The sequence below is a fragment of the Streptomyces sp. NPDC026301 genome (genome assembly GCF_055567935.1).
The window spans coordinates 1-26,223 of sequence record NZ_JBVHPN010000019.1; the positions used below are offsets into that span (position 1 = coordinate 1).

Sequence of the window (26,223 nt, forward strand, 5' to 3'; positions counted from 1 at the left end):
CGGTTTTCGCTGCCGGTTCATAATCGAGCCGGTCGGTCGAATTTCGGCATGCCGAAATTGTTCCCGAAGGAAGGCCGTGCAGTAATGGGTTGCCGCCGGTGCGGCGCGAGTGGCTGCCAGGAGTCGGTGACCCCGTGGCAACTCGGAGGACACTACACGAGGCCCTGGGTTCGTTCAAACCCGCTCCTGGAGGCGGTCCGGGGCGTAGCGTAGGGGCCATGCATACGCGTGCGCTCGTACAGCAGTGGTGGCCCGCCTGACGGCGGCCGACCACAGCGCATGCATGATCACGGCCGCCGCCTCCGGCGGCCGTTCGCGTTTCTCCCTCCCGCAGCCGGCCGGTCGGTTCGGTGCGGCGGTCTCCATAGAAGCGAGCGACTGACAGGTCGCGAGCGACCGAGCAGGTAAGGGGACCGGAAATGACGCGGATCTTCAGTGGTGTGCAGCCGACGGGGCACCTGACGCTGGGCAATTACCTCGGCGCGATGCGGCGCTGGGCGGCGGAGGACCAGTACCGGGCGGACGCGCTGTTCTGCGTGGTCGACCTGCACGCGCTGACCGTCGACCACGATCCGGCACGGGTGCGGCGGCTCAGCCGGCAGGCGGCGACGTTGCTGCTGGCCACCGGGCTGGATCCGGAGCGGTGCACGGTGTTCGTGCAGAGCCAGGTCGATGAGCACACGCGGCTGGCGTACCTGATGGAGTGCACGGCCACGGACGGCGAGATGCGGCGCATGATCCAGTACAAGGAGAAGGCGGCACGGGAGCGTGAGCGGGGCGGGAGCGTGCGGCTGTCGCTGCTGACGTACCCGACGCTGATGGCCGCGGACATCCTGGCGTACGGGACGGATGAGGTGCCTGTGGGTGAGGACCAGGCACAGCACGTGGAGCTCACGCGGGATCTGGCAGTCCGGTTCAACCAGCGGTACGGGCAGACGTTCGTGGTGCCGAGGACGACGCTGCCGGCGGTGGCGGCGCGGGTGATGGATCTGCAGGAGCCGACGAAGAAGATGGGGAAGTCGCAGGCCCGTACGGCGGGGATCGTCTATCTGCTCGATGAGCCGGAGGCGGTGCGCAAGAAGGTGATGCGGGCCGTCACGGACGCGGGCAGCGATGTCGTGTACGACCGGGAGGAGCGGCCCGGGGTCGCGAATCTGCTGGATGTGCTGGCGGCGTGTACGGGTGGGGAGCCGCGGCGGCTGGCGGAGGAGTACGACTCGTACGGGGCGTTGAAGAAGGACACCGCGGAGGCGGTGGTGGAGACGCTGCGGCCGGTGCGGGAGCGGCATGCGGAGCTGGCGGCGGATGCGTCTTATGTGGACGGGGTGCTGCGGGACGGGGCCGAGCGGGCGCGGGGGATGGCTCGGCCTCGCGTCGATGCCGCGTATCGGGCGGTGGGGTTGCTGGCGTAGCCGTGGGGCGGCACCCCGCCGTGGGGTGCCGCCGGATGCTCAGCCGTTGCCCGAGGCCAGTTCGCGGCTGCGGTCTCGGGCCGCTTCGAGGGCGGCGATGAGGGCGGCGCGTACGCCGTGGTTCTCCAGCTCGCGGATGGCGTTGATGGTGGTGCCGGCCGGCGAGGTGACGTTCTCGCGCAGCTTGACCGGGTGCTCGCCGCTGTCGCGGAGCATCACGGCGGCGCCGATGGCGGCCTGCACGATCAGGTCGTGCGCCTTGTCGCGCGGCAGGCCGAGGAGGATGCCGGCGTCGGTCATGGCCTCGACGAGGAAGTAGAAGTAGGCCGGGCCCGAGCCGGAGAGGGCGGTGGCCGCGTCCTGCTGGGACTCGGGGACGCGGAGCGTCTTGCCGACGCCGCCGAAGATCTCCTCGGCGTGCACGAGGTGCTCGTCGGTGGCGTGCGTACCGGCGGAGATGACGGACATGGCCTCGTCGACGAGGGCGGGGGTGTTCGTCATGACCCGGACCACCGGCGTGTTCGCGGCCAGCCGCTCCTCGAAGAAGGAGGTCGGGATGCCGGCGGCGCCGCTGATGACCAGGCGGTCGGCGGGGACGTGCGGGGCGAGCTCGTCCAGGAGCGTGCCCATGTCCTGCGGCTTGACCGTGAGGATGAGCGTGTCGGCGCCCTTGGCGGCCTCGGCGTTGCTGACGGCCTCGACCCCGTACTTCTCGCGGAGCTGGGCGGCGCGCTCGGGGCGTCGGGCGGTGACCAGGAGGTCGGACGGGGACCAGCCACCGCGGATCATGCCGCTGAGGAGGGCTTCGCCGATCTTTCCTGTACCGAGTACTGCGACCTTCTGGGTCATGGTGCGGTTCACCTCTACGCTGCGCCGGGCCTGGGCCTTGTCCGTACGGTCATCGTCGCATCGGGCGGGGCGGGCGTGCGGGGGTGTTCCACGTTGTGGGCGAGTGGCCGGCCGGCGAAGGAGCCGTGGTTACGGGGAGCGGGCCTCGGTGATGCGGAAGAGCTGGTTCTTTTTGGGGGCGCAGGGGGTGAGTACGGCTTCGGCGTCCGGCGCGGCTTCGGCGTCCGGCGCGGCTTCCGCGGCTCCGGGCGCGGCGGGGACATTGGCGGTGGGGACGTTGATGGTCAGGCAGCGGTGGGTGGCCTCCGCGCGGAAGCGGACGGCGTGGGTGGTGCTGTCCTGGGGCGGGGCGGGCTCGATGTGGAGGCGGGTGGCCGCGGCGCAGTCGTTCTGGGGTTCGAGCAGGCCGGCGGCGAGGCCTTCGGAGCGCGCTGCGAGGCAGCCCTTGCCCTGTTCGGGGCGGAACCATTCGATCCGGTACAGCCCGTCGCCCGCCGGGATCAGCCTGGTCCGCTGCGCTGCCGCCTTGTCGCACGTTCGCTGCACGGCCACGAGGGAGTCGTACCGGCCGTCCGGGACGTGCCCGTCGGTCAGGCACAGGTCCGGTGCGCTCAGTGGGTGGACGCGTACGGGGCCGGTGGGGAGGGGCGGGGCGGCGTGCGGGGAGCGCTCGGCCGAGGGCGAGGCCGACAACCAGACGGCGGCGGCGATGGCGGCGGTCAGCAGGGCCGCGAGAGTCAGGAGGGCGGGGGTTCTTCGTGCTCCGCGCCACGCGGTGAGGCGACGGGGTCTCGGGGACGGTGGCTCCGGTGGGGACGGCGGTTCCGGTGGGCGTGGCGAGCCGGTCCGGGAGCGCTCGGCGAGCAGGGCTCGGGCCCGGGTCCACTCCGCGGCCCGGTCGCCTTCCCCGCAGGCCCGGACGAAGGCGGCCAGCAGTTCGGGGCGCGGCAGGGAACGGCCGGTCAGCGCGTTGGCCAGGGTGCTGCGCGGCAGCAGTTCGCCCTGGCCCGCGGCCTTCTCCTCCAGCTGGCGGTAGGTCAGGCCGGACCGTTCCTTCAGGCGCCGCATCGCCTCGATGAACTCGGCCGCGTCCTGCGCCTCGTACGGCGCTGAGCCCTCCCCATTCCCCATGGCGTCATAGTGCCCGGCAGATGACGACTGGCCAATGGTTACGTCTGGTCCCTCTTGTTCCGTCGGCCTCTCCGGGTCGCTCCGTCGCTGATCCTGCCGGGGCCGGTCCCGGCGCGTACGCGGGTCCCCGGCCCACTGGGGGGGGAGGTGGGCCGGGGATCAGCGCGTCCGGCGGCGGAGGGTGGCGGCGCCCAGGGAGAGCACCAGGAGGGCGCAGCCGGTGACGATCGCGGCGTCGCGGAAGAAGGCGGTGGTGGCGTCGGAATGGCGGAGTACTTCATTCATGGCGTCGACCGCGTACGACATCGGGAGAGCGTCGGAAAGGCCGGAGAGCACCGGCTGCATTTCGTCTCGTGGGGTGAAGAGGCCGCACAGCAGGATTTGCGGCATCAACACCGCCGGCATGAATTGGACGGCCTGGAATTCGGAGGCGGCGAAGGCCGAGACGAAGAGGCCGAGGGCGGTACCGAGGAGGGCGTCCAGGACGGCCACCAGGAGCAGGAGCCAGGGGGAGCCGGTGACGTCCAGGTCCAGCAGCCATACGGACAGGGCAGTGGCGAGCGCCGACTGGACGACGGCGAGCAGGCCGAAGGCGAGGGCGTAACCGGCGATCAGGTCGGTCTTGCCGAGCGGCATGGCGAGGAGGCGTTCGAGCGTGCCCGAGGTGCGTTCGCGCAGGGTGGCGATGGAGGTCACCAGAAACATCGTGATCATCGGGAAGATGCCGAGGAGCGAGGCGCCGGTGGCGTCGAACGTGCGGGGGCTGCCGTCGAAGACGTAGCGGAGCAGGGTGATCATCGCGCACGGGACGACGAGCATGAGGGCGATGGTGCGGGGGTCGTGGCGGAGCTGGCGGAGGACGCGGGTGGTGGTGGGCGTTGGCGCGGGGCGGGGGCGGTGTGCTGCGCGGTCGGGGTGCGCTGCGGGGGCGGGGCGTGCTGCGCCGTCGGGGTGCGGGTGGGTGGGGTCGGCGTCCCGCCGTGGGGGTGCCGCTGTGCCCACCCGTGCCGCCCTGGCGGCACGATTGCCCACAGCTGGGTGGGTGGGAGAGGCGGAGGTGGCGCGATTGCCCACAGCTGGGTGGGTGGGAAAGGCGGAGGCGGCACGGTTGCCCACAGCGGGGGCAGGGTGGGTGGGAGCGTCGCTGCCCACAGCTAGGGCTGAGTCGACCAGGTGCAGGAACGCCGCCTCGACTGTTGGGGTCTGGGTGCGGGTGGTCAGTTCGTCCGGAGTGCCATCCGCCAGGATGTGGCCCTCGCGCATGAGGAGGAGGCGGTCGCAGCGTTCGGCCTCGTCCATGACGTGGGACGAGACGAGGAGCGTCACGCCGCGGTCGGCGGCGAGCGTGTGGAAGAGGCGCCACAGGTCGCGGCGGAGCACGGGGTCGAGGCCGACGGTCGGCTCGTCCAGTACCAGCAGTTCCGGGTCGCCGAGGAGCGCGACCGCGAGGGAGACGCGGCTGCGCTGACCGCCGGAGAGGTTCCCGGCGAGTACGTCGGCGTGTGAGGCCAGCGCCACGTCGTCGATGGCGCGGTCGACGGCCGCCCGGCGCGCCGCGCGGGCGGTCCGCCCGGGGTGCAGGATCTCGGCGAAGTACGCGAGGTTCTGCCGGACGGTGAGGTCGTCGTACACGGACGGGGACTGGGTCACGTAACCGATCCGGGGCCGCAGCGACGCCTCGCCCGCGGGCCGGCCGAGGACGTCGAGCGCGCCGGTGACGTGTGCCTGGGTGCCGGCGATGGCGCGCATGAGCGTGGACTTGCCGCAGCCGGAGGGGCCCAGGAGGCCGGTGACCTGGCCGCGCGGGACATCGAAGGCGAGCGCGTCCAGGACCGTCCGGCCGCCGCGGACCACCGAGAGTCCGCGGGCGCGTACAGCGGGGGGAGCCGGGACGCCGGTCTCCCCGGCCTCGGCGGCCTCCCTCGCCTTACCGGTCTCACCGGACGCGTAATTCATCATGTGTTGAATATGCGTCCGGCCGGAACTAGGCGTCAAGCCCCCATCCGAAGGGAACCTGCCGTGCGAGGTGGGCGTTCGATAAAGGTGCACGTTGTGTCACGAGGCGGTGCCGCCGGGTGTCCGGAGGGCCCGGCGTGTGGCGGTTCGGGGCGTGCTCCCGGCGGTCGCCGGAGCGAACGGAGGAGATCGTTCCCCTCCGATAACTCGGCGTTAACCTGACGGTTACACGCCGACTTGCCCCGGGGCAGCCGCCTTTGGACACAATGGAATCGACTGTCCACGGGCGCCGGAGGAGGCGACGATGGGGAAGCCGGGTACCGCGATACGCCCTGCCCTGGCGATACTCATTGCCGCACTGCTGGCCCTGCTGACCACGGCCGGCTTCGCGTTCGCCGAGCCCGCCCAGAGCGGCGGGACGCACGCGGCCTCGCCCGCGAACGGCGGCTCCCTGCCCGCCGCGCCCCCCACCCCCGCCGCCGAGCCCGAGCACACCGCCATGAAGGGCGGCGGCGAGGGCGAGATAGGTCCCGAGACCGCTCACCTCCGGCGGGCCGTCCGCATCTCTGCCGGACCGCCCACTCCCCCCGATCCGCGTGCCCTGTGCGTGTGCTGCCGCACGGCCCCGGTGGACGATCACGAGCCGACCGTTCCGCTCACCCGCGCGCACGCCAAATCACTGCAGAGAACCGGTCAAATACCCCTCACTCTCTGCGTTTTCCGCTGCTGAGAGATGTCCACGGGCTTTCCCCCTGCCCGCGCACCGCACCACACGGGCGTACGTCGCCACGCAACGGCCGACCGGAACCGACTGCTGTCCGAAACCGACTGCTGACCGGAACCGGCTGCTGACCGCTACCGGTACCGGCCGCTGACCGGCGTACGCACGCCCGCTCGTACGGATCCAGCCATCCATCCGCAACAGCTCCCGCCGGCAGTACGCGCTGCCGCCGGGTACCAGCTGGAGGCATCCTCATGCGCAGTTTCGTCGAACGGATCTTCAACTCCCGTCTCGGTCCCCCGGGCGCCGCCGCGCCGCCGGGCTCCCCCGAGGCCCCGCGCCGCACCTTCCGCGCGGACTTCACCGCCTCGATCGTCGTCTTCCTCGTCGCCGTACCGCTCTGCGTCGGCGTCGCCGTGGCCTCCGGTGTACCCGCCGAACTCGGCCTGGTCACCGGCATCGTGGGCGGTCTGCTCACCGGCTTCCTGCCCGGCAGCAGCCTCCAGGTCAGCGGCCCGGCCGCAGGCCTGACCGTGCTCGTCTACGAGGCGGTGAAGGAGTACGGCGTCGGCGCGCTCGGCATCCTCGTCCTCGTCGCCGGCCTGCTCCAACTGGCCATGGGCGCGCTCAAGCTCGGCCGGTGGTTCCGCGCGATCTCCGTCGCGGTGGTGCAGGGCATGCTCGCCGGCATCGGCCTGGTGCTGATCGCGGGTCAGGTGTACGCCCTCGCGGACGCGAAGGCACCCGGCAGCGGCCTCGCCAACCTGGGCGGACTGCCCGACCTGTTCATCGACACGGTCGGCTCGAACTCGGCCCTGGCCGCGCTGGCAATCGGCGTCGGCACGATCGCCATCCTCGTCCTGTGGCCCCGCTGGAAGAAGGGCGCGAAGATTCTGCCCGCGCCGCTCGCCGCGGTCGCCCTCGCCACGCTCGCGGTCTTCGCGTTCGACCTGCCGGTCGCCCGCGTCGAGGTACAGGGGCTGCTGGACGCCATCCAGCCGCCGGGCGCCGACGACTTCGCGCGCGTCGCGGAGTTCGGCGTCATCGGTACGGTGCTCGCCTTCACGCTCATCGCGTCCGCCGAGTCGCTGTTCAGCGCGGCGGCCGTGGACCGGCTGCACGACGGGCCGAAGACGGACTACGACAAGGAGCTGATGGCCCAGGGCGCGGGCAACGCGGTCTGCGGTGTGCTCGGCGCGCTGCCGATGACCGCGGTCATCGTGCGCAGCTCCGCCAATGTGTCGGCCGGCGCGAAGACCAAGCTCTCCCGCATCCTGCACGGCGTCTGGCTGCTGGTGTTCGCGGCGGCCTTCCCGGCCGCGCTGGGCGTCATCCCGGTGGCGGCGCTGGCCGGTGTCCTGGTGCACGCGGGCTGGAAGCTGATGCCGCTGAAGGAGATCCGCCCGCTGTGGCGCGAACACCGTGGCGAGGCCGTCGTGCTCGCGACGACCGCCATCGCCATCGTGGTCACCAACATGTTCGAAGGCGTCCTGATCGGTCTCCTCATGGCGGTCGCGAAGACCGCCTGGGAAACCTCGCATGTGCACCTGGAGGTGTCCGGCGACGGCGTCGACGAGGGTCCCGGCAGCCAGACCCACAGCCTCGTGGTGGCCAAGTCGGTGCAGGGCGGCAGTTCCGTCGCCGCCCCGGTACTCGACGAAGCGGAGCCCGCGACCGCCACCGCGGCGGGACCGGTCCGCGTACGCGCCGTCGGCAACGCCACCTTCCTGCGGCTGCCGCGCCTCCTCGACCAGTTGGAGGCGCTGCCCGCCGACCGCGAGATCCAGCTCGACCTCTCGGGTCTGCGCCACCTCGACCACGCCTGCGAGGCGGCGCTCCTCGGCTGGGCCGAGCAGCGTCGCCGTGAGCTCACCGAACCGGCCGGTGTGAGCATCGACCATATGCCGGTGCGCGGGGCCGTCTCCTGACCCGCCACCGCTGAAGCAGGGCCCTCGACGGCCCTCGTCCTGGGCACATCCCCCTGGTGGCGGAACAGCTTCCCGTCCCCAGGGGGATACAGGAATCCGTATGACCCCATAAGGTCAGCGCGATCTCTCCTGTCCCCCACACCCCCCAGGACTCCCCGTGAAACGCCGGCCCCTGCGCGCCTGTGGCGCGACCGCCGCACTGTCCGTGGCCCTTCTGCTGTCCGCCTGCACCCACGACCTCGCGGCCGGCCCGGCGGGCACCTCGGCCGTGGACGGCCGGGACACCCTCGGCGACCCGCTCTTCCCCGCCCTCGGCAACGGCGGCTACGACGTACGCCATTACGCGCTCGGCCTGGACTACGACGTCCGGCAGGGCAGCCTCGACGCCACGGCTCGCCTCACCGCGACGGCACGGCAGCGGCTGGCCTCCTTCTCCCTCGACCTGCACGGCCTGAAGGTGAAGAGCGTTCAAGTCAACGGCAAGCGGGCGAAGTTCTCCCGCCGTGGCGACAAGCTGCGGGTCCGGCCGGCGAGCGCGCTGCCGAAGGGACGTACCTTCCGCACGGCGATCGCGTACGAGGGGCACCCGACGGACTTCGCCGACCCCGACGGGTCGAAGGAGGGCTGGGTGCGCACGGCGGACGGGGCGTTCGTCGTGGGCGAGCCGGCCGGGTCGCAGACCTGGTTCCCCGGCAATCACCACCCGAGCGACAAGGCCACGTACGACATCGCGGTCACCGTCCCCAAGGGCTACACCGCCGTCGCCAACGGCGAGTTGAAGGACAGCGAGGAGACGGAGGACGGGGCGAGGACCTTCCGCTGGCACAGCGGGGAGCCGATGGCGTCCTACCTCGCGACCGCCACCGTCGGGAAGTTCCGCGTGCAGACCGGCCGTACGAAGCAGGGCGTGCCGCTGTACGTGGCGGTGGACCCGAAGGAGGCGAAGAAGAGCGCCGGGCCGCTCGCACGCCTGCCGGAGATCGTGACCTGGGAGAGCAAGGTCTTCGGGCCCTACCCCTTCTCCTCCGTCGGGGCCATCGTCGACCACCCGCCCCGGAGCATCGACTACGCCCTGGAGACGCAGACCAAGCCGATCTACTCCGGCGCCCCCGACGAGGCGACCGTGGTGCACGAGACGGCGCACCAGTGGTTCGGCGACTCGGTGACGCCGAAGACCTGGCAGGACATCTGGCTCAACGAGGGCTTCGCGACCTACGCGGAGTGGCTGTGGGCCGAGCGGACCGGCGGCAGGACGCCGCAGGAGCAGTTCGACGCGCACTACCGGCTGCCCGCGGGCGATCCGCTGTGGGACTTCCCGCCCGGCCGCCCGGGCAAGGCCGCGAACGTGATGGACACGCCGGTGTACGAGCGCGGCGCGATGGTCCTCCAGCAGCTGCGGAACGCGGTGGGCGACCGGACGTTCTTCCGCATCCTGAAGGGGTGGCCCGCCGCGCACCGGCACGGCAACGCCGGCTCGAAGGACTTCATCGCCTTCTGCGAGCAGCACGCGCACAAGGATCTGACGGGACTGTTCGACGCCTGGCTGTACGGGGAGGGGAAGCCGGGCCGGACGTACTGACGCCGGCCGGTCAGCGGCGCTTCTTCCCCTTGCCGCCGGCCTTGGTCCCGCCCTTCGCGCCGCCCTTGCGGGCCGCGGGGTTGCCCGTACGGGCGGTGCGCCGGCGGGCGTGCCGCTCGCGGGCCGCCTCGTACTCCGCGCGGTGCAGCTTCTCGCCGGGCGCCTCGACGAGCGCGCGGCAGAAGTACGCCAGCAGCGAGCCGATGAAACCGATCAGCATCAGGCTCTGCGCGGACTTCTCGGCGCCCGAAATGTCACGGCCGGCCGCCCGGTCGGCGGCCGGTTCGCGGCGCCGGACGAACCCCTCCCACGTGCGGCGGAAGGCGAGCACGCTGCACACCGCGAAGCAGACCACGATCAGGACGTTCACCAGCGAGCCGACCTCGGCGACGGCCAGGCCCTCGAACGCGAAGCGCAGGACGAAGGCGCCGAGCGCGGCGAGCACGAGCGCGCCGAGGGCCACGCCCGCGCGGCGCAGCGCGTAGCCGCCGTCGTGGTGGACCCAGGTCGTGCCGAAGAACCGGATGGCGACCGGCTCGGGACCGGCCGGCTCGACGGCCGCGCGCGTGTGCTCCTCGCTCATGCCGTCGATTATCCCCGGCAGCCCCTCGGGCGGGCCCGCGCCCCGTCCGGCGGTCAGCTCGCGCAGCGCTGTGCGACGAAGCCGTCGCTCCCGGTCTTCACGTACGCGTCCGAGACGTACTCGCCGCTGCCGATGCAGTCCCAGATGTCGCTGCTGCCGTACGGGCCGCTGACCTGCTCGCCGTGGCGCTGGCAGCGGATGGGGACCGAGGAGTCGGCCGGGAGGGTGCGGACGACCGCGGCGTTGGTGCTCGGGCCGCTGCGGACGTTGAGGCGGTAGCCCGGCGCGACGGGATAGCTGCGGTAGGCCGCGACGGTGCCGGCCGCTTCGGCCGCGCTGTCGGCGGTGTTCTCCTGTGTGCTCATGGCGCACTCCCCCGTGGAATGTCGTGTGAATGTCCGCGGCCGGCGGCCGGGGCCGATTTCCGGCCTTCCGCGCCGCACCGCGCGACGGCTCGAACGAGGTTCAGGCTAGCAAGCCGCGCCGGGCCGTAACCGGCGTCCGCCGGGCATCCACTAGGCTCCGAGCATCGCATCTGCGGCCGATTGCGCGGCCGAATACACGGGGGTGGGGAGATGCCGCCGCTGCGGAGTTCCGGCGCCGGACCGGAAGCGGAACATCCGGAATACGCGGGGAACTACCGGCTGGAAATGCCGCTCGGTGCCGGCGGTATGGGCGTGGTGCACCTGGCGCGTTCGGCGTCCGGGCTGCGGCTCGCGGTGAAGGTCGTGCACGCGGAATTCGCCCAGGACCCGGAGTTCCGGGGCCGGTTCCGGCAGGAGGTGGCGGCCGCGCGGCGGGTCAGCGGGGCTTTCACGGCGCCGGTCGTGGACGCCGATCCCGACAGTGAGCGGCCCTGGATGGCGACGCTCTACATTCCCGGCCCCACGCTTTCCGCGCATGTGAAGCGGAAGGGCCCGCTGCCCCTGGACGAGGTACGGAAACTGGGCGCCGGACTGGCGGAAGCACTGCGCGACATCCACCGCGCCGGCGTGGTGCACCGCGATCTGAAGCCGAGCAATGTCCTGCTGGCGGCGGACGGCCCGAAAGTCATCGATTTCGGTATTTCGCGACCGTCCGACAGCGAAATGCGGACGGAAACCGGCAAATTGATCGGGACGCCGCCTTTCATGGCGCCCGAACAGTTCCAGCGGCCCCGGGAAGTCGGCCCGGCGGCGGATGTCTTCGCGCTGGGTTCGGTACTGGTGCACGCGGCGACCGGGAGCGGCCCTTTCGATTCGGAGAGCCCGTACCTCGTCGCGTACCAGGTCGTCCACGACGAGGCGGACCTCGCGGGCGTGCCGGAGGAGCTGGCGCCGCTGCTGCGCAGCTGCCTCGCGAAGGACCCGGCGGACCGCCCGACGCCGAGCCAGCTGATGGCCCGGCTCCGCGTCGACCTCCCGACGGAGCTGTACCTGGAGCCGCTGTACGAGCCGATGGCGGCCGCGCGCGCGGCGCCCGCCACCGAGGCCGGACCTGGCGCCGGGCCCGCCACGGACCCGTCCTTCGGGCCGGACTCGCTCCTGGAGCCGGACTCGACCCTCGACGCGCCGGAGTCGCGGGTGTCCCCGGCCCCGTCGTCTGCCGCGTCCCCCGCCCTGCCCGCGCCGTACATACCGCTCCAGCGCGGGCCCGCCGAGGCCGTGCCCACCCACGTCCGGGTCCACGTACCGGCCGGGCCGTCGGCGCCCGCGGGCCCGGCGAAGGCTCCCGCGCCCCGCCGCGCGCGCCGTTGGGCGGTCTGGGCGGCGGTCGCGGCGGTCCTCGTCGCCGGGGGCGGCTTCCTGGGCGTACGGGCGCTGCTCCCGGAGGACGGTCCGGTGCGGCACTCCGGCGGTACGGAGGCGGCGGAGCCCTTCCACCCCTGGCGCACCGCCCTGCTCGAACGTTCCGCCGACCACCCGGCCGAGATGCCGTTCTGCTCCTTCGCGCCGCGCACCGCGCCGTCGGCCGCGGCCCCCGCGCCCGCCCTCTTCTGTGCCCAGCGCGGCGTGCGGGCCGCGCGCGTGGACCCCGAGCACGGCGCCGTGCAGTGGCGGCTGCCCGCCGGGCCCGCGACCGGCGCCGACCTGCCACCGGCCGCGCCCGTGTTCTCCGGCGGCCTGCTGTACGCGCTGTCCGCCGACGGCCGGCGGCTGGACGCCTTCGACCCGGCGGCGGACGGCAAGGGCGCCCGGCGCTGGAGCCGGGACGTCTCCGCGTACCACGGGCAGGTCGCCGTCGTGGGCGACGCCGTGCTGCTCACGGCGGCGGACGGCACGGTCACCGCGCTGGACAGCCGGACGCACGAGCAGCGGTGGCGCCGCGCGTTCCCGGGACACGCGCTGCCCCGCTTCCAGGCGTACGGGACGGGCGGCGGCACCGCGTACGCGGCCACCGTGCAGGACGGCGGTCGCACCCTCGTCACGGCGATCGGCCTCGCGCACGGCACCGTGCGGTGGGAGCGGCGGCTGCCCGGGACGCTCACCCCGGTGGGCCTGGGCAGCGGCGGCGCGCTCTTCCTGACCTCGGCCGCGCAGGACTCCCGTACGAAGGCGGTGGTGCGGTACGCCCCCGGCAGCGGCGCGGTGCGTACGTACCGGCTGGCGGCGCCGCTGGACGACGCGCTCGCGGCGGTCCGGGGCGACACGGTCTACCTGCTCGCCTATGGGGGCACGCTGCAGGCCGTCGGCGCGCGGACGTGGCAGGTCGAGACGTCGGTCAGCCGCGGCTCGCAGCCGGTGGTGGCCGGCGACCGGCTGTACTTCAGCGCGGCCGACGGGCGGCTGCTGGCCGTGGACACCCGGCACGGGGCGATGCTGGGGCAGACGAAGCCGCGGCTGGCCACGGGGCGCGGCGGCTTCCTGGAAACGCTGCCGACGCCGGCGGTGGACCCGGCCGGGCGGCGGGTCTTCGCCGCGGCGCCGGACGGCACGGTCTTCGGAGTGGACGCGGAGGACCCCGGCCGCTGGTAGCGGGCCGGGGTCCTCGTCGTCGCTGTGAGAGCGGTGGTCAGCCGCTGCGGGAGCGGTGTCAGCCGAGCTTGCTGATGTCGCGGACCGCGCCCTTGTCGGCGCTGGTGGCCATCGCCGCGTAGGCGCGCAGCGCCTGCGAGACCTTGCGCTCGCGGTTCTTCGGCGCGTACACGCCGCCCAGCGCCTCGCGGCGGGCGGCCAGCTCCTCGTCACCGACCAGCAGCTCGATCGAGCGGCCCGGGATGTCGATGCGGATCCGGTCGCCGTTCTCGACCAGCGCGATCGTGCCGCCGCCGGCCGCCTCGGGCGAGGCGTGGCCGATGGAGAGACCGGACGTACCGCCGGAGAAGCGGCCGTCGGTGATCAGCGCGCAGGTCTTCCCCAGGCCCCGGCCCTTGAGGTACGAGGTCGGGTAGAGCATCTCCTGCATGCCGGGGCCGCCCTTGGGGCCCTCGTAGCGGATGACGACCACGTCGCCGTCCGTGATCTCCTTCATCAGGATCTTCTGGACGGCCTCTTCCTGGGACTCGCAGACCACGGCCGGGCCCTCGAACTTCCAGATGGACTCGTCCACGCCCGCGGTCTTCACGACACAGCCGTCGACCGCCAGATTGCCCTTGAGGACCGCGAGCCCGCCGTCCTTGGAGTACGCGTGCTCGGCCGAGCGGATGCAGCCGCCCTCGGCGTCCTCGTCCAGCGCCGCCCAGCGCTCGGACTGGGAGAACGCCTCGGCGGAGCGGACGCAGCCGGGGGCCGCGTGCCACAGCTCGATGGCCTCCGGGGAGGGCGAACCGCCGCGCACGTCCCAGGTCTTGAGCCAGTCGGCGAGCGACGGGCTGTGCACGGAGTGCACGCCCTCGTTGAGCAGACCGGCGCGGTGCAGCTCGCCGAGGAGGGCCGGGATGCCGCCTGCGCGGTGCACGTCCTCCATGTAGTACGTGCGGTCCTTCGCGACGTTCGGCGCGACCTTGGCCAGGCACGGGACGCGGCGCGAGACGGCGTCGATCGCCTCCAGGCCGAAGGGGACGTCCCCCTCCTGGGCGGCGGCCAGCAGGTGCAGGATGGTGTTCGTCGAGCCGCCCATGGCGATGTCGAGGGCCATGGCGTTCTCGAAGGCGTCGAACGTGGCGATGTTGCGCGGCAGGACCGACTCGTCGCCGCCCTCGTAGTACCGCTTGGCGATCTCCACGACCGTACGGCCGGCGTTCTCGTACAGCGCCTTGCGGGCGGTGTGCGTGGCCAGCACCGAGCCGTTGCCGGGCAGCGAGAGGCCGATGGCCTCGGTCAGGCAGTTCATCGAGTTGGCGGTGAACATGCCGGAGCAGGAGCCGCAGGTCGGGCAGGCGTTCTCCTCGATACGGAGCATGTCCGCGTCGGAGATCTTCTCGTTGACGGCGTCCGACATCGCGTCGACCAGGTCGAGGGTGCGGACCGTGCCGTCGACGAGGGTCGCGCGGCCGGACTCCATCGGGCCGCCGGAGACGAAGACGGTCGGGATGTTGAGCCGCAGGGCGGCGTTCAGCATGCCCGGGGTGATCTTGTCGCAGTTGGAGATGCAGATCAGGGCGTCGGCGCAGTGGGCCTCGACCATGTACTCCACGGAGTCCGCGATCAGGTCGCGGGACGGGAGGGAGTACAGCATGCCGCCGTGGCCCATCGCGATGCCGTCGTCGACCGCGATGGTGTTGAACTCGCGCGGGACCGCCCCCGCCGCCTTGATGGCCTCGCTCACGATCCGGCCGACCGGCTGGAGGTGGGTGTGGCCCGGCACGAACTCGGTGAAGGAGTTGGCGACCGCGATGATCGGCTTGCCGATGTCCTCGCTCGCTACGCCCGACGCCCGCATAAGGGCACGGGCGCCCGCCATGTTGCGGCCGTGGGTAACGGTGCGGGACCTCAGCTCAGGCACGATGGTCACTCCCTTGGGATCGTCTGCGGCACGCGGCTGCGGACGCATTCCGCGCCACGTATCACCTGATCCCGAGATTACGCTGTCGATCCAAGATCCGGACAGCGCCTCCAGATTATGAGACATCTGCCCGCACTACGGACGCACGCGCTCACGCCTCCGCGAGGTACCGCTGGAGCGTCGGCGCGACCATCCGGACGATGTCCTCGGGATCGGCCGAGGCCAGCGGCTCGACCTGGACGACGTACCGCAGCATCGCGATGCCGACCAGATGGGAGGCGGCCAGCTCGGCCCGGAAGCGCGGCTCCGGCACCGCCAGCTCCGCCGCCACCCGCTCCAGCATCCGCCGCAGCACGAAGCCGCGCAGCACCTTCGCGGCGGTCTCGTGGGTCATCGCCGAGCGGATGACGGCGAGCAGCGGGGCGCGGGTGGCGGGGTTCTCCCAGATGCCGAGGAAGTACCGCGCGAACCGCTCGCCGATGCCGTCGGCGCCCGGCGCGAGCAGATCGGGCAGGTGCAGCGCGGGCTGCTCCATGGTGATCTCGATGGCCGCGCCGAAGACCTGCTCCTTCGTACCGAAGTAGTGGTGCACCAGCGCCGGGTCCACCTGCGCCGCCTTGGCGATGCCGCGGATGGACGTCTTGTCGTAGCCGCGTTCGGCGAATTCCGTACGGGCCGCGGCGAGAATCCGCTCCCGCGCGCCGGGTCCCGCGGTGCCCTCCGTACGGGCGGGGCGGCCACGCCGCCTCGGAGCAGCCCCGGAACCTTCCGTCCCGGGCGCGCTCACGACCCGTACACCCGGTTCGGCGAGGCGAGGTGCAGGCGCGTGAAGGCGAGGGCCTCGGCGAGGTCGGCCTCGCGTTCGGCGGCGGACATCGCCCGGCGGGTGTTGACCTCGATGACGATGTGCCCGTCGTAGCCGGTGGCGGCCAGCCGCTCCAGCAGCTCGGCGCACGGCTGCTTGCCGCGCCCCGGGACCAGGTGCTCGTCCTTGTTGGAGCCGTTGCCGTCGGCGAGGTGGATGTGGGCGAGCCGGTCGCCCATCCGGTCCACCATGTGCAGGGCGTCGCTCCGGGCGGTCGAGGTGTGCGACAGGTCGACCGTGAAGTGCCGGTAGTCGTCCTTGGTGGGGTCCCAGTCCGGCGCGTACGCCAGCATCTCGCGGTCGCGGTACCGCCAGGGGTACATGTTCTCGACGGCGAACTTCACGTCCGTCTCGCCCTCCATGCGCCAGATTCCGCGCACGAAGTCCCGGGCGTAGTTGCGCTGCCATCGGAACGGCGGATGCACCACGACCGTGGAGGCGCCGAGCTTCTCGGCGGCGTTGCGGGCGCGCTGGAGCTTGGTCCACGGGTCGGTGGACCACACGCGCTGCGTGATCAGCAGACACGGCGCGTGGATGGCCAGCACCGGCACGCCGTGGTAGTCGGACAGCCGGCGCAGCGCCTCGATGTCCTGGCTGACCGGATCGGTCCAGACCATGACTTCGATTCCGTCGTACCCCAGGCGCGCGGCGATCTCGAAGGCCGTCGCGGTCGACTCCGGATACACCGATGCCGTGGACAGGGCGACCTTCGCATCCGGGATGCGCACCACTGGCTCCGTCACGAGGGACAGGGTACGGGGCCGCGCGGGGCGCGGGGGAGCGGGCCGCCATTGGGGGTGCCCCTGTCGCAGCGTGGGCGGCCGCGGCGCCGTCCTGGTTGCTCGCGCAGTTCCCCGCGCCCCTGACGGGATCGCCCTTCGGGCTCACCCTCAGGCCGCGTCGCCCCCCGACTCACCGTTCGGCAAATGGTCCAGCCGTCGCAGGATGACGCCCTCGCGCAGCGCCCACGGGCAGATCTCCAGCTCGTCCACGCCGAAGAGGTCCATCGCCGCCTCCGCGACCAGGGCACCGGCCAGCAGCTGGCGGGACCGGCCCTCGGAGACCCCGGGCAGCTCGGCGCGCTTCTCCGCCGTCATCGTGGCCAGCTGCGGCACCCACTCCTCCAGCGCCTTCCGGCTCAGCCCGCGCTGCACGTACAGGCCCTCCGCCGAGCGGGCCGCGCCCGCCAGCCTGGCCAGCTGCTTGAACGTCTTGGACGAGGCCACCACGTGGTCCGGCGTACCGAAGCGTGTGAAGTCGCTCACCACGCGCCCGATGTCGGCCCGTACGCGGCGGCGCAGCGCCCGTACGTCCTCCGGGTCCGGCGGGTCGCCGGGCAGGTCGGTGTTGGTCAGCCGGCCGGCGCCGAGCGGCAGCGAGACCGCCGCGTCCGGGTCCTCGTCCAGGCCGTACGCGATCTCCAGCGAGCCGCCGCCGATGTCCAGGAGCAGCAGCCGCCCGGCGGACCAGCCGAACCAGCGGCGGGCCGCGAGGAAGGTGAGCCGCGCCTCGTCCTCGCCGGAGAGGACCCGCAGCGTGACGCCGGTCTCCTCGGCGACGCGGGCCAGCACGTCCTCGCCGTTGGGTGCCTCACGTATGGCCGAGGTCGCGAACGGCAGCACGTCCTCGACGCCCTTGTCCTCCGCGACCCGCACCGCCTCACGGACCGTCGCGACGAGCCGGTCGACGCCCGGACCTGCGACGTTCCCGTCCTCGTCGAGGAGTTCGGCCAGCCGCAGTTCCGCCTTGTGGGAGTAGGCGGGCAGCGGGCGCGCGCCGGGGTGCGCGTCCACCACCAGTAGGTGGACCGTATTCGAACCCACATCGAGGACACCGAGTCTCATACTCAGAAAGCTACTGCGGCCACGCCGCGCCTTTACGCTGGGGAGGTGGCGAAGACGAAAAAGGCGAAGCAGGAAAAGGCCCGCAAAAAGATGGAAAAGCAACAAGCGCGCGGGGCGGCGTCCGACGAGGTGACCGACGAGGTCGGCCTCGACTTCGCCCGCGCCTGGGTCACGTTCCCCGACCCGGCCGACGACGAGCAGATCTTCCGGTGCGACCTGACCTGGCTCACCTCCCGCTGGAACTGTGTGTTCGGCGGCGGCTGCCAGGGCATCGAGGCGGGCCGCGCCGACGACGGCTGCTGCACGCTCGGCGCGCACTTCTCCGACGAGGAGGACGAGCAGCGGGTCGCCGAGCACGTGGCGCGGCTCACGCCGGACATCTGGCAGTTCCACGACGTGGGCACGACGACCGGCTGGGTCGAGGAGGACGAGGACGACGGCGAGCGCCAGACGCGCCGCTGGAAGGGCTCCTGCATCTTCCAGAACCGCCCCGGCTTCGCCGGCGGCGCCGGCTGCTCCCTGCACATCCTGGCCCTCCAGGACGGCCGCGAGCCCCTCGAAACCAAGCCGGACGTCTGCTGGCAGCTGCCGGTCCGCCGCACGTACGACTGGATCGACCGCCCCGACGACACCCGCGTGCTCCAGATCACCATCGGCGAGTACGACCGCCGCGGCTGGGGCCCCGGCGGCCACGACCTGAACTGGTGGTGCACATCGGCGACGTCCGCGCATGGCGCGTCCCGCGCCGTGTATCAGTCGTACGCGCCGGAGCTCATCGAGCTGATGGGCAAGGAGGGGTACGACCGCCTCGCAGAACTCTGCGAGGAACGCCTGGCAACGGAGACCCCGATGGCCCCGCACCCGGCGGACCCGGTACTGCTGCCGATGCCGGTGGTACGCGACAGCTCCAGCCAGTCCTGAGGCCCCACCCCAGCCCGTCCTGAGCCCCACCCAGCCCGTCCGGCGTTTGAGGACCGGGGGTCCGGGGGCAGCGCCCCCGGCACTCAGCCTGTCGGGGTACCCGATTCCGAGGGGGTCGGGGTCTCCGACGGCGGCTCGCTCGGCGACGGTTCGGACGCCGTAGGCGTAGGCGTCGGGGACGGCGGCGGGTCACTCGGCGAAGGGTCGGAGGGCGACGGCGTAGGCGTAGGTGTCGGGGAGCTCGGCGGAGCCGTAGGCGCGCCCCGGCCCTCGATCGTGATCACCGCGCCCGCCGGCTCCACGGCGACCCGCGCCCGCCAGTACCCGGCCGGCTCCCGGTCGTGGTCGACGTACACCCTGATCGTCGTCGTCCCGCCCGGCTGCAGCACCCCGGCGGTCGTACTGAACTGCAGCCACGGCGCCCCGGTGTGCGCCGCCCAGTGCACCGCCGTCCCGCCGGACGCGGCCAGCGTGATGACCGTGAGGTCGCCGCTCGGCTGCGCCGCGACGGTCAGCCGCCCCGGCCCGGAGCGGGACCGCGAAGGGCTCGGCGCGGCCTCCCGCAGCCGCTCCCCCCGCGCCCCGATCACCTCCACCGACACGTCCGGCGTGTGCGTGCCCTGCCGCAACTGCGGTCCGGGCGTCGTCTGCGCGCTGCCGGCCTTCTCGTACGGGCGGCCGCCGATCCGGTCCCCCGCGCTGTCGCCCGCGGTGACGGCCGTGCCGTCGGTCTCGCCGGTCAGCGGCGCACCCCGGTACGCCGCCCAGAGCGCGAGCACGGGCGCCGCGAGGACGGTGGCCACCACGGTCGTGGTGAGCGCGCGGCTGCGCAGCCGCGCGTTGCGGGCCGCCCGGTCCTTGGGCCCGAGCGGGAACCCGCTGCGGTCGTAGCGGGGTGCAGAACCGTTTACGCCGACCGCTCGTTTCGTGCGCCCCTGCGCCCCCTTCTCCGGCTGCTCCACCGCCCGCCCCGTACGCGACCGCAGCGCCGCCCGCATCGCCACACGGGCCGCCGCACGGGGCGCGGTGACCAGCGGGAGCGGCCCCCGTGCCACCGGCTCCGTGCCGGGCCAGGGCCCGTCCGCCGTCGCCCGCTCGGCCGTCCGGCGGCACTCGTCGCAGGCGTCGACGTGCCGCACCAGCTCCCGGAGCAGGGCCGTGCTCAGCAGCATCCGGCCGTCCCCGGCCGGGCGCGCCACCTCGGGGCAGCGGCCGGTCTCGGCCACGGCGAGCGCCGCGCGGGTGCGCTCCACCTCGCAGGCGGCGGTGGACAGCAGCGCGCGGGCCGCGACCGGCTCCATGCCCAGTACGGCGGCCAGCTCCCGGGAGCCCAGCCCGTGCCGGACGGACAGCTCCAGGGCCTCGCGCTGCTCGGGCGTGGCGCCGGCGGCCTCCGGCCAGGCCAGCGCGGACAGTTCGCGCCGCCGGTCGGACTCCTCGGCGACCGCGGGCCCCTGGGGCGCGCCGGGGTCCGCGAGCCTGCGCAGACAGGCCCAGCGGGCCAGCGCGTACAGCCAGGGGCGGTACAGGCCGGGGTCGGACGGGCGGCGCCCGTGCTGCCGCTCGGCGAGCGCGAGCACCTCGCCGAGCACCTCGGTCGCCGCGTCGTGCTCGCACAGCACGGAGAGGCAGTACGTGAACAGCCCGTCGATGTAGGGCTCGTAGCGCTCGGGGGACGGGTCGTGGCGGTCGGGCCCGGCGGTCCGGCCGGCCCGGCCCGCCCGCTGTGACCGCTCCGCCCGGCCGACGGGGGGCGGTGCGGTGGTGGTGTGCGTGGGGTGTCCGGGCCTGCTGCTCATCACCCGGCGACGGTAGACACATGCCGCGGACCGGTCAGGGGCGCTCGGCCGGTTTTAATTCTTTCGGGTGACGATCTCCCTCAAAAGGGGACAGGAGTCCGAGCCGCCCCTCCCCCACACGCGTACCTGCCGTCCCGGGCGCCCGTGTCCCGTCTCCCGTCCCGCGCCCCAGGGATGCCTCCCCCGTCCGCCGCCCGGCCGCGTTGTCGTACCCCACGGCTACGGTGGCTTCCATGGCAACCCGTAAATCCCCGGCGAAGGACCGCCCGTCGTACCGCTGCACGGAGTGCGGCTGGACCACCGCGAAGTGGCTCGGCCGCTGCCCCGAGTGCCAGGCGTGGGGCACGGTCGAGGAGGCCGGCGGCAGCCCGGCCGTGCGGACGACCGCGCCGGGCCGGGTCACGACCGCTGCGCTGCCGATCGGCCAGGTCGACGGCCGGCAGGCGACGGCCCGCTCCACGGGCGTGGCCGAGCTGGACCGCGTGCTGGGCGGCGGCCTCGTCCCCGGCGCCGTCGTGCTGCTCGCCGGCGAGCCCGGCGTCGGCAAGTCCACGCTGCTGCTGGACGTCGCGGCGAAGGCCGCGAGCGAGGACCACCGCACGCTGTACGTCACGGGCGAGGAGTCCGCGAGCCAGGTGCGGCTGCGCGCCGACCGCATCGGCGCCCTCCACGACGATCTGTACCTCGCCGCCGAGACCGACCTCTCCGCCGTCCTCGGCCACCTGGACACGGTCAAGCCCTCCCTGCTGATCCTGGACTCCGTGCAGACCGTCGCCTCGCCGGAGATCGACGGCGCGCCCGGCGGCATGGCCCAGGTCCGTGAGGTCGCCGGGGCACTCATCCGCGCCTCCAAGGAGCGCGGCATGTCCACCCTCCTGGTCGGCCACGTCACCAAGGACGGGAACATCGCGGGTCCCCGCCTCCTGGAGCACCTCGTCGACGTCGTGCTCAGCTTCGAGGGCGACCGGCACGCCCGCCTCCGCCTGGTACGCGGCGTCAAGAACCGCTACGGCGCGACGGACGAGGTCGGCTGCTTCGAGCTGCACGACGAGGGGATCACGGGCCTGGCCGACCCCTCGGGCCTCTTCCTGACCCGCCGCGACGAGCCCGTGCCGGGCACCTGCCTGACCGTCACCCTGGAGGGCCGCCGCCCGCTGGTCGCCGAGGTCCAGGCGCTCACGGTGGAGTCCCAGATCCCCTCCCCGCGGCGGACGACCTCCGGCCTGGAGACCTCCCGGGTCTCGATGATGCTGGCCGTACTGGAGCAGCGCGGCCGGATCGCCGCCCTCGGCAAGCGGGACATCTACAGCGCGACGGTCGGCGGCGTGAAGCTCTCCGAGCCGGCCGCCGACCTCGCCATAGCGCTCGCCCTCGCCAGCGCCGCCTCCGACACGCCCCTGCCGAAGAACCTCGTCGCCATCGGCGAGGTCGGGCTCGCCGGCGAGGTCCGCCGCGTCACGGGCGTGCAGCGCCGGCTCTCCGAAGCGGCGCGGCTGGGCTTCACGCACGCGCTGGTGCCGACCGATCCGGGCAGGATTCCGGCCGGAATGCGGGTCCTGGAGGTGGCGGACGTCGGCGAGGCGCTGCGCGTGCTCCCCCGCCGCCCGCGCCGCGAGTCGCCGCGGAAGGAGGCCGCCGCCGAAGAGACATCCGGGTCCCCGCTGAGCGGCCGCTGAGCCCCGGAGGCTGCCTCCGGTGTGCCGCCCCGCGCCGTCCGTGCAGGACTCCCCTAGGTAAACGGCGCGTCGCCGGTAGACTTTGCCCTGGTCTCGCCCGTCAACGCAGTCCAGCCGCAGATCGCGTCCGCGACGTATGTACGCGGCCAAGGCAACTCCGGGCGGGCTGCGGCACCGACAGACCTTGCGACGGAGGAGTGCAGTGGCAGCCAACGACCGGGCGTCGTCCCCCGGAAGGTCCGGCGGTAGCTCCGGCGGTGACGGTCTGATGCGCGCCTCGCTCAGCGCGGTCGCGCCGGGCACGGCACTGCGCGACGGACTCGAACGCATCCTCCGCGGCAACACCGGCGGTCTCATCGTCCTCGGCTTCGACAAGACCGTGGAATCGATGTGCACCGGCGGCTTCGTCCTCGACGTCGAGTTCAGCGCCACCCGCCTGCGTGAGCTGTGCAAGCTCGACGGCGCGCTGGTCCTCGACAAGGACATCACCAAGATCATGCGGGCGGGCGTCCAGCTCGTCCCGGACGCCTCGATCCCCACCGAGGAGACCGGCACCCGCCACCGCACGGCGCAGCGGGTGTCCATCCAGGCCGGTTTCCCGGTCGTCTCGGTCAGCCAGTCGATGCGGCTGATCGCCCTGTACGTGGACGGCGAGCGCCGCGTCCTGGAGGAGTCCGCCGCGATCCTCTCCCGCGCCAATCAGGCGCTCGCCACCCTGGAGCGGTACAAGCTCCGCCTGGACGAGGTCGCCGGCACGCTCTCCGCGCTGGAGATCGAGGACCTGGTGACGGTCCGCGACGTCTCCGCCGTGGCCCAGCGGCTGGAGATGGTCCGCCGGATCGCCACCGAGATCGCCGAGTACGTCGTCGAGCTCGGCACGGACGGCCGGCTGCTCTCCCTGCAGCTGGACGAGCTGATCGCGGGCGTCGAGCCGGAGCGCGAGCTGGTTGCCCGGGACTACGTCCCCGAGCCGACGGCCAAGCGCTCCCGTACGGTCTCCGAGGCGCTCTCCGAGCTGGACGCGCTCTCCCACACCGAGCTGCTGGAACTCCCGATCGTGGCGCGCGCCCTCGGCTACAGCGGCTCCCCCGAGACCCTGGACTCGGCGGTCTCCCCGCGCGGCTTCCGCCTGCTGGCCAAGGTGCCCCGCCTCCCCGGCGCCGTCATCGACCGCCTCGTCGACCACTTCGGCGGCCTGCAGAAGCTCCTGGCGGCCAGTGTCGACGACCTCCAGACGGTCGACGGCGTCGGCGAGGCCCGGGCCCGCTCCGTCCGCGAGGGCCTCAGCCGCCTCGCGGAGTCCTCCATCCTGGAACGCTACGTCTGACCGTTCCGGTCGCCGCCCCGCCCCTCAGTCCTTCGCGAGGACGAAGGACGTGCTGTCCGGCTTCAGGCCCGGGACCGTGGCCTCGGCGAGGTAGGTGCCGGGCTTGGCGGACTTGGCGGCGGGGGTGGCGCACTCGGCGGCCGTGGGCTTGCGGTCCCATTCGACGGTGCGGGTGACAGCGGACTGGGCGGGGACCTTCACCAGGGCGCTGCCGGTGTTCGGCGGGCAGTCGTCGGAGGCGTACACATGGGCGTCGCTGTCGGTGTGACTGATCGTCAGTACCGCGGCCTTGCGGCCGAGGTCCACCTTGCAGTCCGCGTCCGAGGTGTTCTTGACGGTCAGCTCGAAGCGCGGCTTCGCGTCCGGGCCGTAGGAGTTCTTGACGCTGCGCAGGGTCAGCCGCGTCCCGGAGCCGGTGCAGTCGGCGAGCGCCGATCCGCCCGGTACGAGCACGCCGCCGGCGCTGCCCGCCCCCGCGCCGGAGCCCGTACCGCCTTCGCCGATCGGCGTGCCGGAGCCGGAGCCGCCCGAGCCGCCGCTGCCCGCGCCGCCGGAGCCCGCGTCGGCGCCACCGGCACCGCCGCCGTCGCCCGACTCGTCGCGGCCGCCCGGCTTCTGGCTGATGCCGGAGTCGGTGGCGTTGGGTCCCGGGGTGATGGACGTGGCGGGACCGCCGGCCGAGCCCTTGCTGTTCGAGCTGCCGTCACCGCTGGTCCCGCCCATGGTGACGGTCCATACGACCAGCAGCACGAGGAGCGCGAGGATCGCGAGCGCGACCGCCCTCCGTCGCCAGTAGATGGAGGAGGGAAGCGGCCCGATCGGATTGCGCAGAGATCCCACGCGGAAACTGTACGAGAGATCAGCCCGGATGCCAGCCAGTACCCGCCGACGGGCCACCGGCTTTTCCCATCATCTGCCCGGTTCTTCCTGGTCAGGAAGGAGAATTGGCCCGGATGAGCGACCCCCGTGCGTCAACCGCCCATCAGTTCCCGCCACTTCACGCGGTCCACTCCTCCTTGTGGCCGAAGCCGCGGGCGTTGTCGATCAGGCGGAGCCACGTGGGGCGGAGTTCCCAGAAGGCCGTGTGGTCCATGGCGGCGCGGAGCTTGGGGCTGAGCGCCACGTAGGGGAAGCGGTCGGCGTACGCGCGCCAGGCGCGTCTGCGCTCACCGCCGTCCAGCCGGCGGCACACGCCGCGCCCCTGTACGCCCGTCAGGCCGCTCCAGTCCTGGCCGTCACGCTGGGCAGTGAACGCGACCGGGGCCGCCGGCCGCGCGGCGGACAGGGCACTGCCGTGGCGGGTGGACTCGGAGGTGACGAAGAGGAGGGCGGGGGCCGGGTCCTCGGTCAGGGCGTACAGGACGGCGCACGCCTGGGGTCCGTCGCCGTCCGTATAGGCGAGCGTCATGGTGGTGTGGTCGGCGAGGGCCCGCAGGATGCCGGGCGGGGGCGTGCTGTCGGTCATGACAGCATCCTCGCGCGCCCACCGGACGCGCGGAGCGCCGCCCCGCGCACGCCCCGTTGCAGCAGTGCGGGTACCACGTGCAGGTGCACAACGGGCGGCTCGGGCCCGGCGCGTTTCACCGTCGCGGGGCCCCGTGTCAGGATCGGCGGTGCCATGACTTCCACTCCTGCCACCGCCCAGTCCGCCGGCGACGCCGCCGTGGAGCCCGGCACCGGACGCCCCGCCGGGACCCCGGCGCCGCGCCCCGCCGACTCCGCCGCCGCCTCCGCCCCTGCTGCCGCATCCGTCACCGGCAACGCCACGGCCGCCACCGACGCCGTCGACGTGGCCGGCCGGCGGCTGCACGCCCCGGTCAACGACTGGTTCGACGAGCACGCCCGCGATCTGCCGTGGCGCCGCCCCGAGGCGGGTGCCTGGGGCGTGATGGTCAGCGAGTTCATGCTGCAGCAGACGCCCGTCAACCGTGTACTGCCGGTCTACGAGCAGTGGCTGGCCCGCTGGCCCCGCCCGGCCGACCTGGCCGCCGAGCCGTCCGGCGAGGCGGTGCGCGCCTGGGGCCGGCTCGGCTACCCGCGGCGCGCCCTGCGGCTGCACGCCGCCGCCTCCGCGATAAGGGAGCGGCACGGCGGCGACGTGCCGCGCGAGCACGCCCAGCTGCTGGCGCTGCCCGGCGTCGGCGAGTACACCGCCGCCGCCGTGGCCTCCTTCGCGTACGGCCAACGGCACGCGGTCCTCGACACGAACGTCCGCCGGGTCTTCGCCCGCGCGGTCACCGGCCGCCAGTACCCGCCGAACGCCACCACCGCCGCCGAGCGCAAGCTCGCCCGCGCGCTGCTGCCCGAGGACGAGGGGACGGCCTCGAAGTGGGCCGCCGCCACGATGGAGCTGGGCGCGCTGGTGTGCACGGCGCGCAGCCCGGAGTGCGTGCGCTGCCCGATCGCCGCGCAGTGCGCCTGGCGGCTGGCCGGTTCCCCCGAGCACGAGGGCCCGCCGCGGCGCGTCCAGACGTACGCGGGCACCGACCGCCAGGTGCGCGGCAAGCTGCTGGCCGTGCTGCGCGAGGCCGTCGCGCCGGTGCCGCAGGCGAAGCTGGACGCGGTGTGGCACGAGCCCGTCCAGCGGGCCAGGGCCCTGGACGGCCTGGTCGCCGACGGTCTGGTGGAGCCGCTGGCGGACGGCCTGTACCGGCTCCCGCTGACCTGACCGGCTTCCCGCCGGCCCGATCCCCGGCGGGCCCCCCGTACGGAGGGCCCGTCCTCCCCCTGGAGGAGGACCCCGCCGCCGCTCCCGTCCCCCGCGAGGAG

The 26,223-nt window shown here is 73.3% G+C and carries 21 protein-coding genes and 1 pseudogene; 9 read left to right on the forward strand and 13 right to left on the reverse strand.

Features of this window, described 5'->3' with window-relative positions:
• The first annotated feature begins 419 nt into the window (after positions 1-419).
• On the forward strand, positions 420-1,412 hold the full coding sequence (trpS, locus tag ACZ4MH_RS28035) for a tryptophan--tRNA ligase (RefSeq protein ID WP_351593638.1): 993 nt from the start codon (positions 420-422) through the stop codon (positions 1,410-1,412).
• Positions 1,413-1,451: 39 nt separating this feature from the next.
• Here the strand turns inward: trpS and proC are convergent, their stop codons facing one another.
• The 4 genes and pseudogenes from proC to ACZ4MH_RS28055 form a co-directional block, all read right to left on the reverse strand.
• Positions 1,452-2,261, reverse strand: coding sequence for a pyrroline-5-carboxylate reductase (proC, locus tag ACZ4MH_RS28040; protein WP_351593640.1), 810 nt, complete (start codon positions 2,259-2,261; stop codon positions 1,452-1,454).
• Between the two features lie 129 nt (positions 2,262-2,390).
• Positions 2,391-3,392: a helix-turn-helix transcriptional regulator gene (locus ACZ4MH_RS28045; protein WP_351593643.1), complete on the reverse strand. Its 1,002-nt coding sequence runs from the start codon at positions 3,390-3,392 to the stop codon at positions 2,391-2,393.
• Between the two features lie 159 nt (positions 3,393-3,551).
• Positions 3,552-4,394: an ABC transporter permease gene (locus ACZ4MH_RS28050; RefSeq protein ID WP_467754751.1), complete on the reverse strand. Its 843-nt coding sequence runs from the start codon at positions 4,392-4,394 to the stop codon at positions 3,552-3,554.
• 153 nt (positions 4,395-4,547) lie between these two features.
• Positions 4,548-5,351 (reverse strand): annotated as a pseudogene (locus ACZ4MH_RS28055) (ABC transporter ATP-binding protein); the annotation flags it as partial.
• 301 nt (positions 5,352-5,652) lie between these two features.
• Between ACZ4MH_RS28055 and ACZ4MH_RS28060 the strand changes: the two are divergent.
• The 3 genes from ACZ4MH_RS28060 to ACZ4MH_RS28070 all read left to right on the forward strand — a co-directional run bounded on the left by ACZ4MH_RS28060 (position 5,653) and on the right by ACZ4MH_RS28070 (position 9,576).
• Positions 5,653-6,078, forward strand: a complete 426-nt coding sequence (locus tag ACZ4MH_RS28060; protein WP_351593645.1) for a hypothetical protein — start codon at positions 5,653-5,655, stop codon at positions 6,076-6,078.
• Between the two features lie 245 nt (positions 6,079-6,323).
• The gene (locus ACZ4MH_RS28065) at positions 6,324-7,997 is read left to right on the forward strand and encodes a SulP family inorganic anion transporter (protein ID WP_351593648.1); all 1,674 of its coding nucleotides are present in this window, start codon (positions 6,324-6,326) and stop codon (positions 7,995-7,997) included.
• A gap of 157 nt (positions 7,998-8,154) precedes the next feature.
• A complete protein-coding gene (locus tag ACZ4MH_RS28070; RefSeq protein WP_351593651.1) occupies positions 8,155-9,576 on the forward strand; it encodes a M1 family metallopeptidase in 1,422 nt (473 codons plus the stop codon).
• A 10-nt stretch (positions 9,577-9,586) separates the two neighbouring features.
• On the opposite strand, the gene ACZ4MH_RS28075 is transcribed toward ACZ4MH_RS28070, so the two are convergent.
• A complete protein-coding gene (locus ACZ4MH_RS28075) occupies positions 9,587-10,159 on the reverse strand; it encodes a hypothetical protein (RefSeq protein WP_351593654.1) in 573 nt (190 codons plus the stop codon).
• A 53-nt stretch (positions 10,160-10,212) separates the two neighbouring features.
• Positions 10,213-10,524 carry a hypothetical protein gene (locus ACZ4MH_RS28080; RefSeq protein WP_351593657.1) on the reverse strand — a complete coding sequence of 104 codons (312 nt, stop codon included), beginning with the start codon at positions 10,522-10,524 and terminating at the stop codon, positions 10,213-10,215.
• Between the two features lie 210 nt (positions 10,525-10,734).
• On the opposite strand from ACZ4MH_RS28080, the gene ACZ4MH_RS28085 reads away from it, so the two are divergent.
• Positions 10,735-13,113 carry a protein kinase domain-containing protein gene (locus ACZ4MH_RS28085; protein ID WP_467754742.1) on the forward strand — a complete coding sequence of 793 codons (2,379 nt, stop codon included), beginning with the start codon at positions 10,735-10,737 and terminating at the stop codon, positions 13,111-13,113.
• A gap of 58 nt (positions 13,114-13,171) precedes the next feature.
• Here the strand turns inward: ACZ4MH_RS28085 and ilvD are convergent, their stop codons facing one another.
• The 4 genes from ilvD to ACZ4MH_RS28105 all read right to left on the reverse strand — a co-directional run bounded on the left by ilvD (position 13,172) and on the right by ACZ4MH_RS28105 (position 17,731).
• A complete protein-coding gene (gene ilvD, locus ACZ4MH_RS28090; protein WP_351593662.1) occupies positions 13,172-15,022 on the reverse strand; it encodes a dihydroxy-acid dehydratase in 1,851 nt (616 codons plus the stop codon).
• Positions 15,023-15,173: 151 nt separating this feature from the next.
• A complete protein-coding gene (locus tag ACZ4MH_RS28095; protein ID WP_351593664.1) occupies positions 15,174-15,809 on the reverse strand; it encodes a TetR/AcrR family transcriptional regulator in 636 nt (211 codons plus the stop codon).
• Positions 15,806-16,630, reverse strand: coding sequence for a sugar phosphate isomerase/epimerase family protein (locus ACZ4MH_RS28100; protein ID WP_211266484.1), 825 nt, complete (start codon positions 16,628-16,630; stop codon positions 15,806-15,808). Before ACZ4MH_RS28100 ends, ACZ4MH_RS28095 begins: the two co-directional genes overlap by 4 nt.
• 147 nt (positions 16,631-16,777) lie before the next feature.
• Positions 16,778-17,731, reverse strand: coding sequence for a Ppx/GppA family phosphatase (locus ACZ4MH_RS28105; protein ID WP_351593666.1), 954 nt, complete (start codon positions 17,729-17,731; stop codon positions 16,778-16,780).
• 45 nt (positions 17,732-17,776) lie between these two features.
• Here ACZ4MH_RS28105 and ACZ4MH_RS28110 point away from each other — a divergent pair, with 45 nt between their 5' ends.
• Entirely contained in the window at positions 17,777-18,652 is an 876-nt protein-coding gene (locus ACZ4MH_RS28110; RefSeq protein WP_351593668.1) for a DUF3109 family protein, read from the forward strand.
• Between the two features lie 83 nt (positions 18,653-18,735).
• Here ACZ4MH_RS28110 and ACZ4MH_RS28115 read toward each other — a convergent pair whose 3' ends face one another.
• Entirely contained in the window at positions 18,736-20,451 is a 1,716-nt protein-coding gene (locus ACZ4MH_RS28115; protein ID WP_351593670.1) for an RNA polymerase sigma factor, read from the reverse strand.
• A 233-nt stretch (positions 20,452-20,684) separates the two neighbouring features.
• On the opposite strand from ACZ4MH_RS28115, the gene radA reads away from it, so the two are divergent.
• Complete coding sequence (radA, locus tag ACZ4MH_RS28120; protein WP_351593672.1) at positions 20,685-22,127, forward strand: DNA repair protein RadA; 1,443 nt, start codon at positions 20,685-20,687, stop codon at positions 22,125-22,127.
• A gap of 202 nt (positions 22,128-22,329) precedes the next feature.
• Positions 22,330-23,454 (forward strand): DNA integrity scanning diadenylate cyclase DisA, encoded by a 1,125-nt coding sequence (gene disA, locus ACZ4MH_RS28125; protein WP_351593675.1) that lies wholly within the window; start codon positions 22,330-22,332, stop codon positions 23,452-23,454.
• A 24-nt stretch (positions 23,455-23,478) separates the two neighbouring features.
• Here the strand turns inward: disA and ACZ4MH_RS28130 are convergent, their stop codons facing one another.
• Together ACZ4MH_RS28130 and ACZ4MH_RS28135 are read right to left on the reverse strand one after the other, a co-directional pair.
• Entirely contained in the window at positions 23,479-24,294 is an 816-nt protein-coding gene (locus ACZ4MH_RS28130) for a hypothetical protein (protein ID WP_351593678.1), read from the reverse strand.
• A 157-nt stretch (positions 24,295-24,451) separates the two neighbouring features.
• On the reverse strand, positions 24,452-24,919 hold the full coding sequence (locus ACZ4MH_RS28135) for a pyridoxamine 5'-phosphate oxidase family protein (protein ID WP_351593681.1): 468 nt from the start codon (positions 24,917-24,919) through the stop codon (positions 24,452-24,454).
• Positions 24,920-25,072: 153 nt separating this feature from the next.
• Between ACZ4MH_RS28135 and ACZ4MH_RS28140 the strand changes: the two genes are divergently transcribed.
• Positions 25,073-26,122, forward strand: a complete 1,050-nt coding sequence (locus ACZ4MH_RS28140; RefSeq protein WP_351593684.1) for an HhH-GPD family protein — start codon at positions 25,073-25,075, stop codon at positions 26,120-26,122.
• Positions 26,123-26,223 lie beyond the last annotated feature (101 nt).

Bases quoted from the DNA above. Each gene is read 5' to 3' on its own strand.
- trpS (WP_351593638.1), top strand. From the start codon at position 420: ATGACGCGGATCTTCAGTGGTGTGCAGCCGACGGGGCACCTGACGCTG.
- proC (WP_351593640.1), bottom strand. From the start codon at position 2,261: ATGACCCAGAAGGTCGCAGTACTCGGTACAGGAAAGATCGGCGAAGCC.
- ACZ4MH_RS28045 (WP_351593643.1), bottom strand. From the start codon at position 3,392: ATGGGGAATGGGGAGGGCTCAGCGCCGTACGAGGCGCAGGACGCGGCC.
- ACZ4MH_RS28060 (WP_351593645.1), top strand. From the start codon at position 5,653: ATGGGGAAGCCGGGTACCGCGATACGCCCTGCCCTGGCGATACTCATT.
- ACZ4MH_RS28065 (WP_351593648.1), top strand. From the start codon at position 6,324: ATGCGCAGTTTCGTCGAACGGATCTTCAACTCCCGTCTCGGTCCCCCG.
- ACZ4MH_RS28075 (WP_351593654.1), bottom strand. From the start codon at position 10,159: ATGAGCGAGGAGCACACGCGCGCGGCCGTCGAGCCGGCCGGTCCCGAG.
- ACZ4MH_RS28080 (WP_351593657.1), bottom strand. From the start codon at position 10,524: ATGAGCACACAGGAGAACACCGCCGACAGCGCGGCCGAAGCGGCCGGC.
- ACZ4MH_RS28085 (WP_467754742.1), top strand. From the start codon at position 10,735: ATGCCGCCGCTGCGGAGTTCCGGCGCCGGACCGGAAGCGGAACATCCG.
- ACZ4MH_RS28105 (WP_351593666.1), bottom strand. From the start codon at position 17,731: ATGAGACTCGGTGTCCTCGATGTGGGTTCGAATACGGTCCACCTACTG.
- ACZ4MH_RS28115 (WP_351593670.1), bottom strand. From the start codon at position 20,451: ATGAGCAGCAGGCCCGGACACCCCACGCACACCACCACCGCACCGCCC.
- radA (WP_351593672.1), top strand. From the start codon at position 20,685: ATGGCAACCCGTAAATCCCCGGCGAAGGACCGCCCGTCGTACCGCTGC.
- ACZ4MH_RS28135 (WP_351593681.1), bottom strand. From the start codon at position 24,919: ATGACCGACAGCACGCCCCCGCCCGGCATCCTGCGGGCCCTCGCCGAC.
- ACZ4MH_RS28140 (WP_351593684.1), top strand. From the start codon at position 25,073: ATGACTTCCACTCCTGCCACCGCCCAGTCCGCCGGCGACGCCGCCGTG.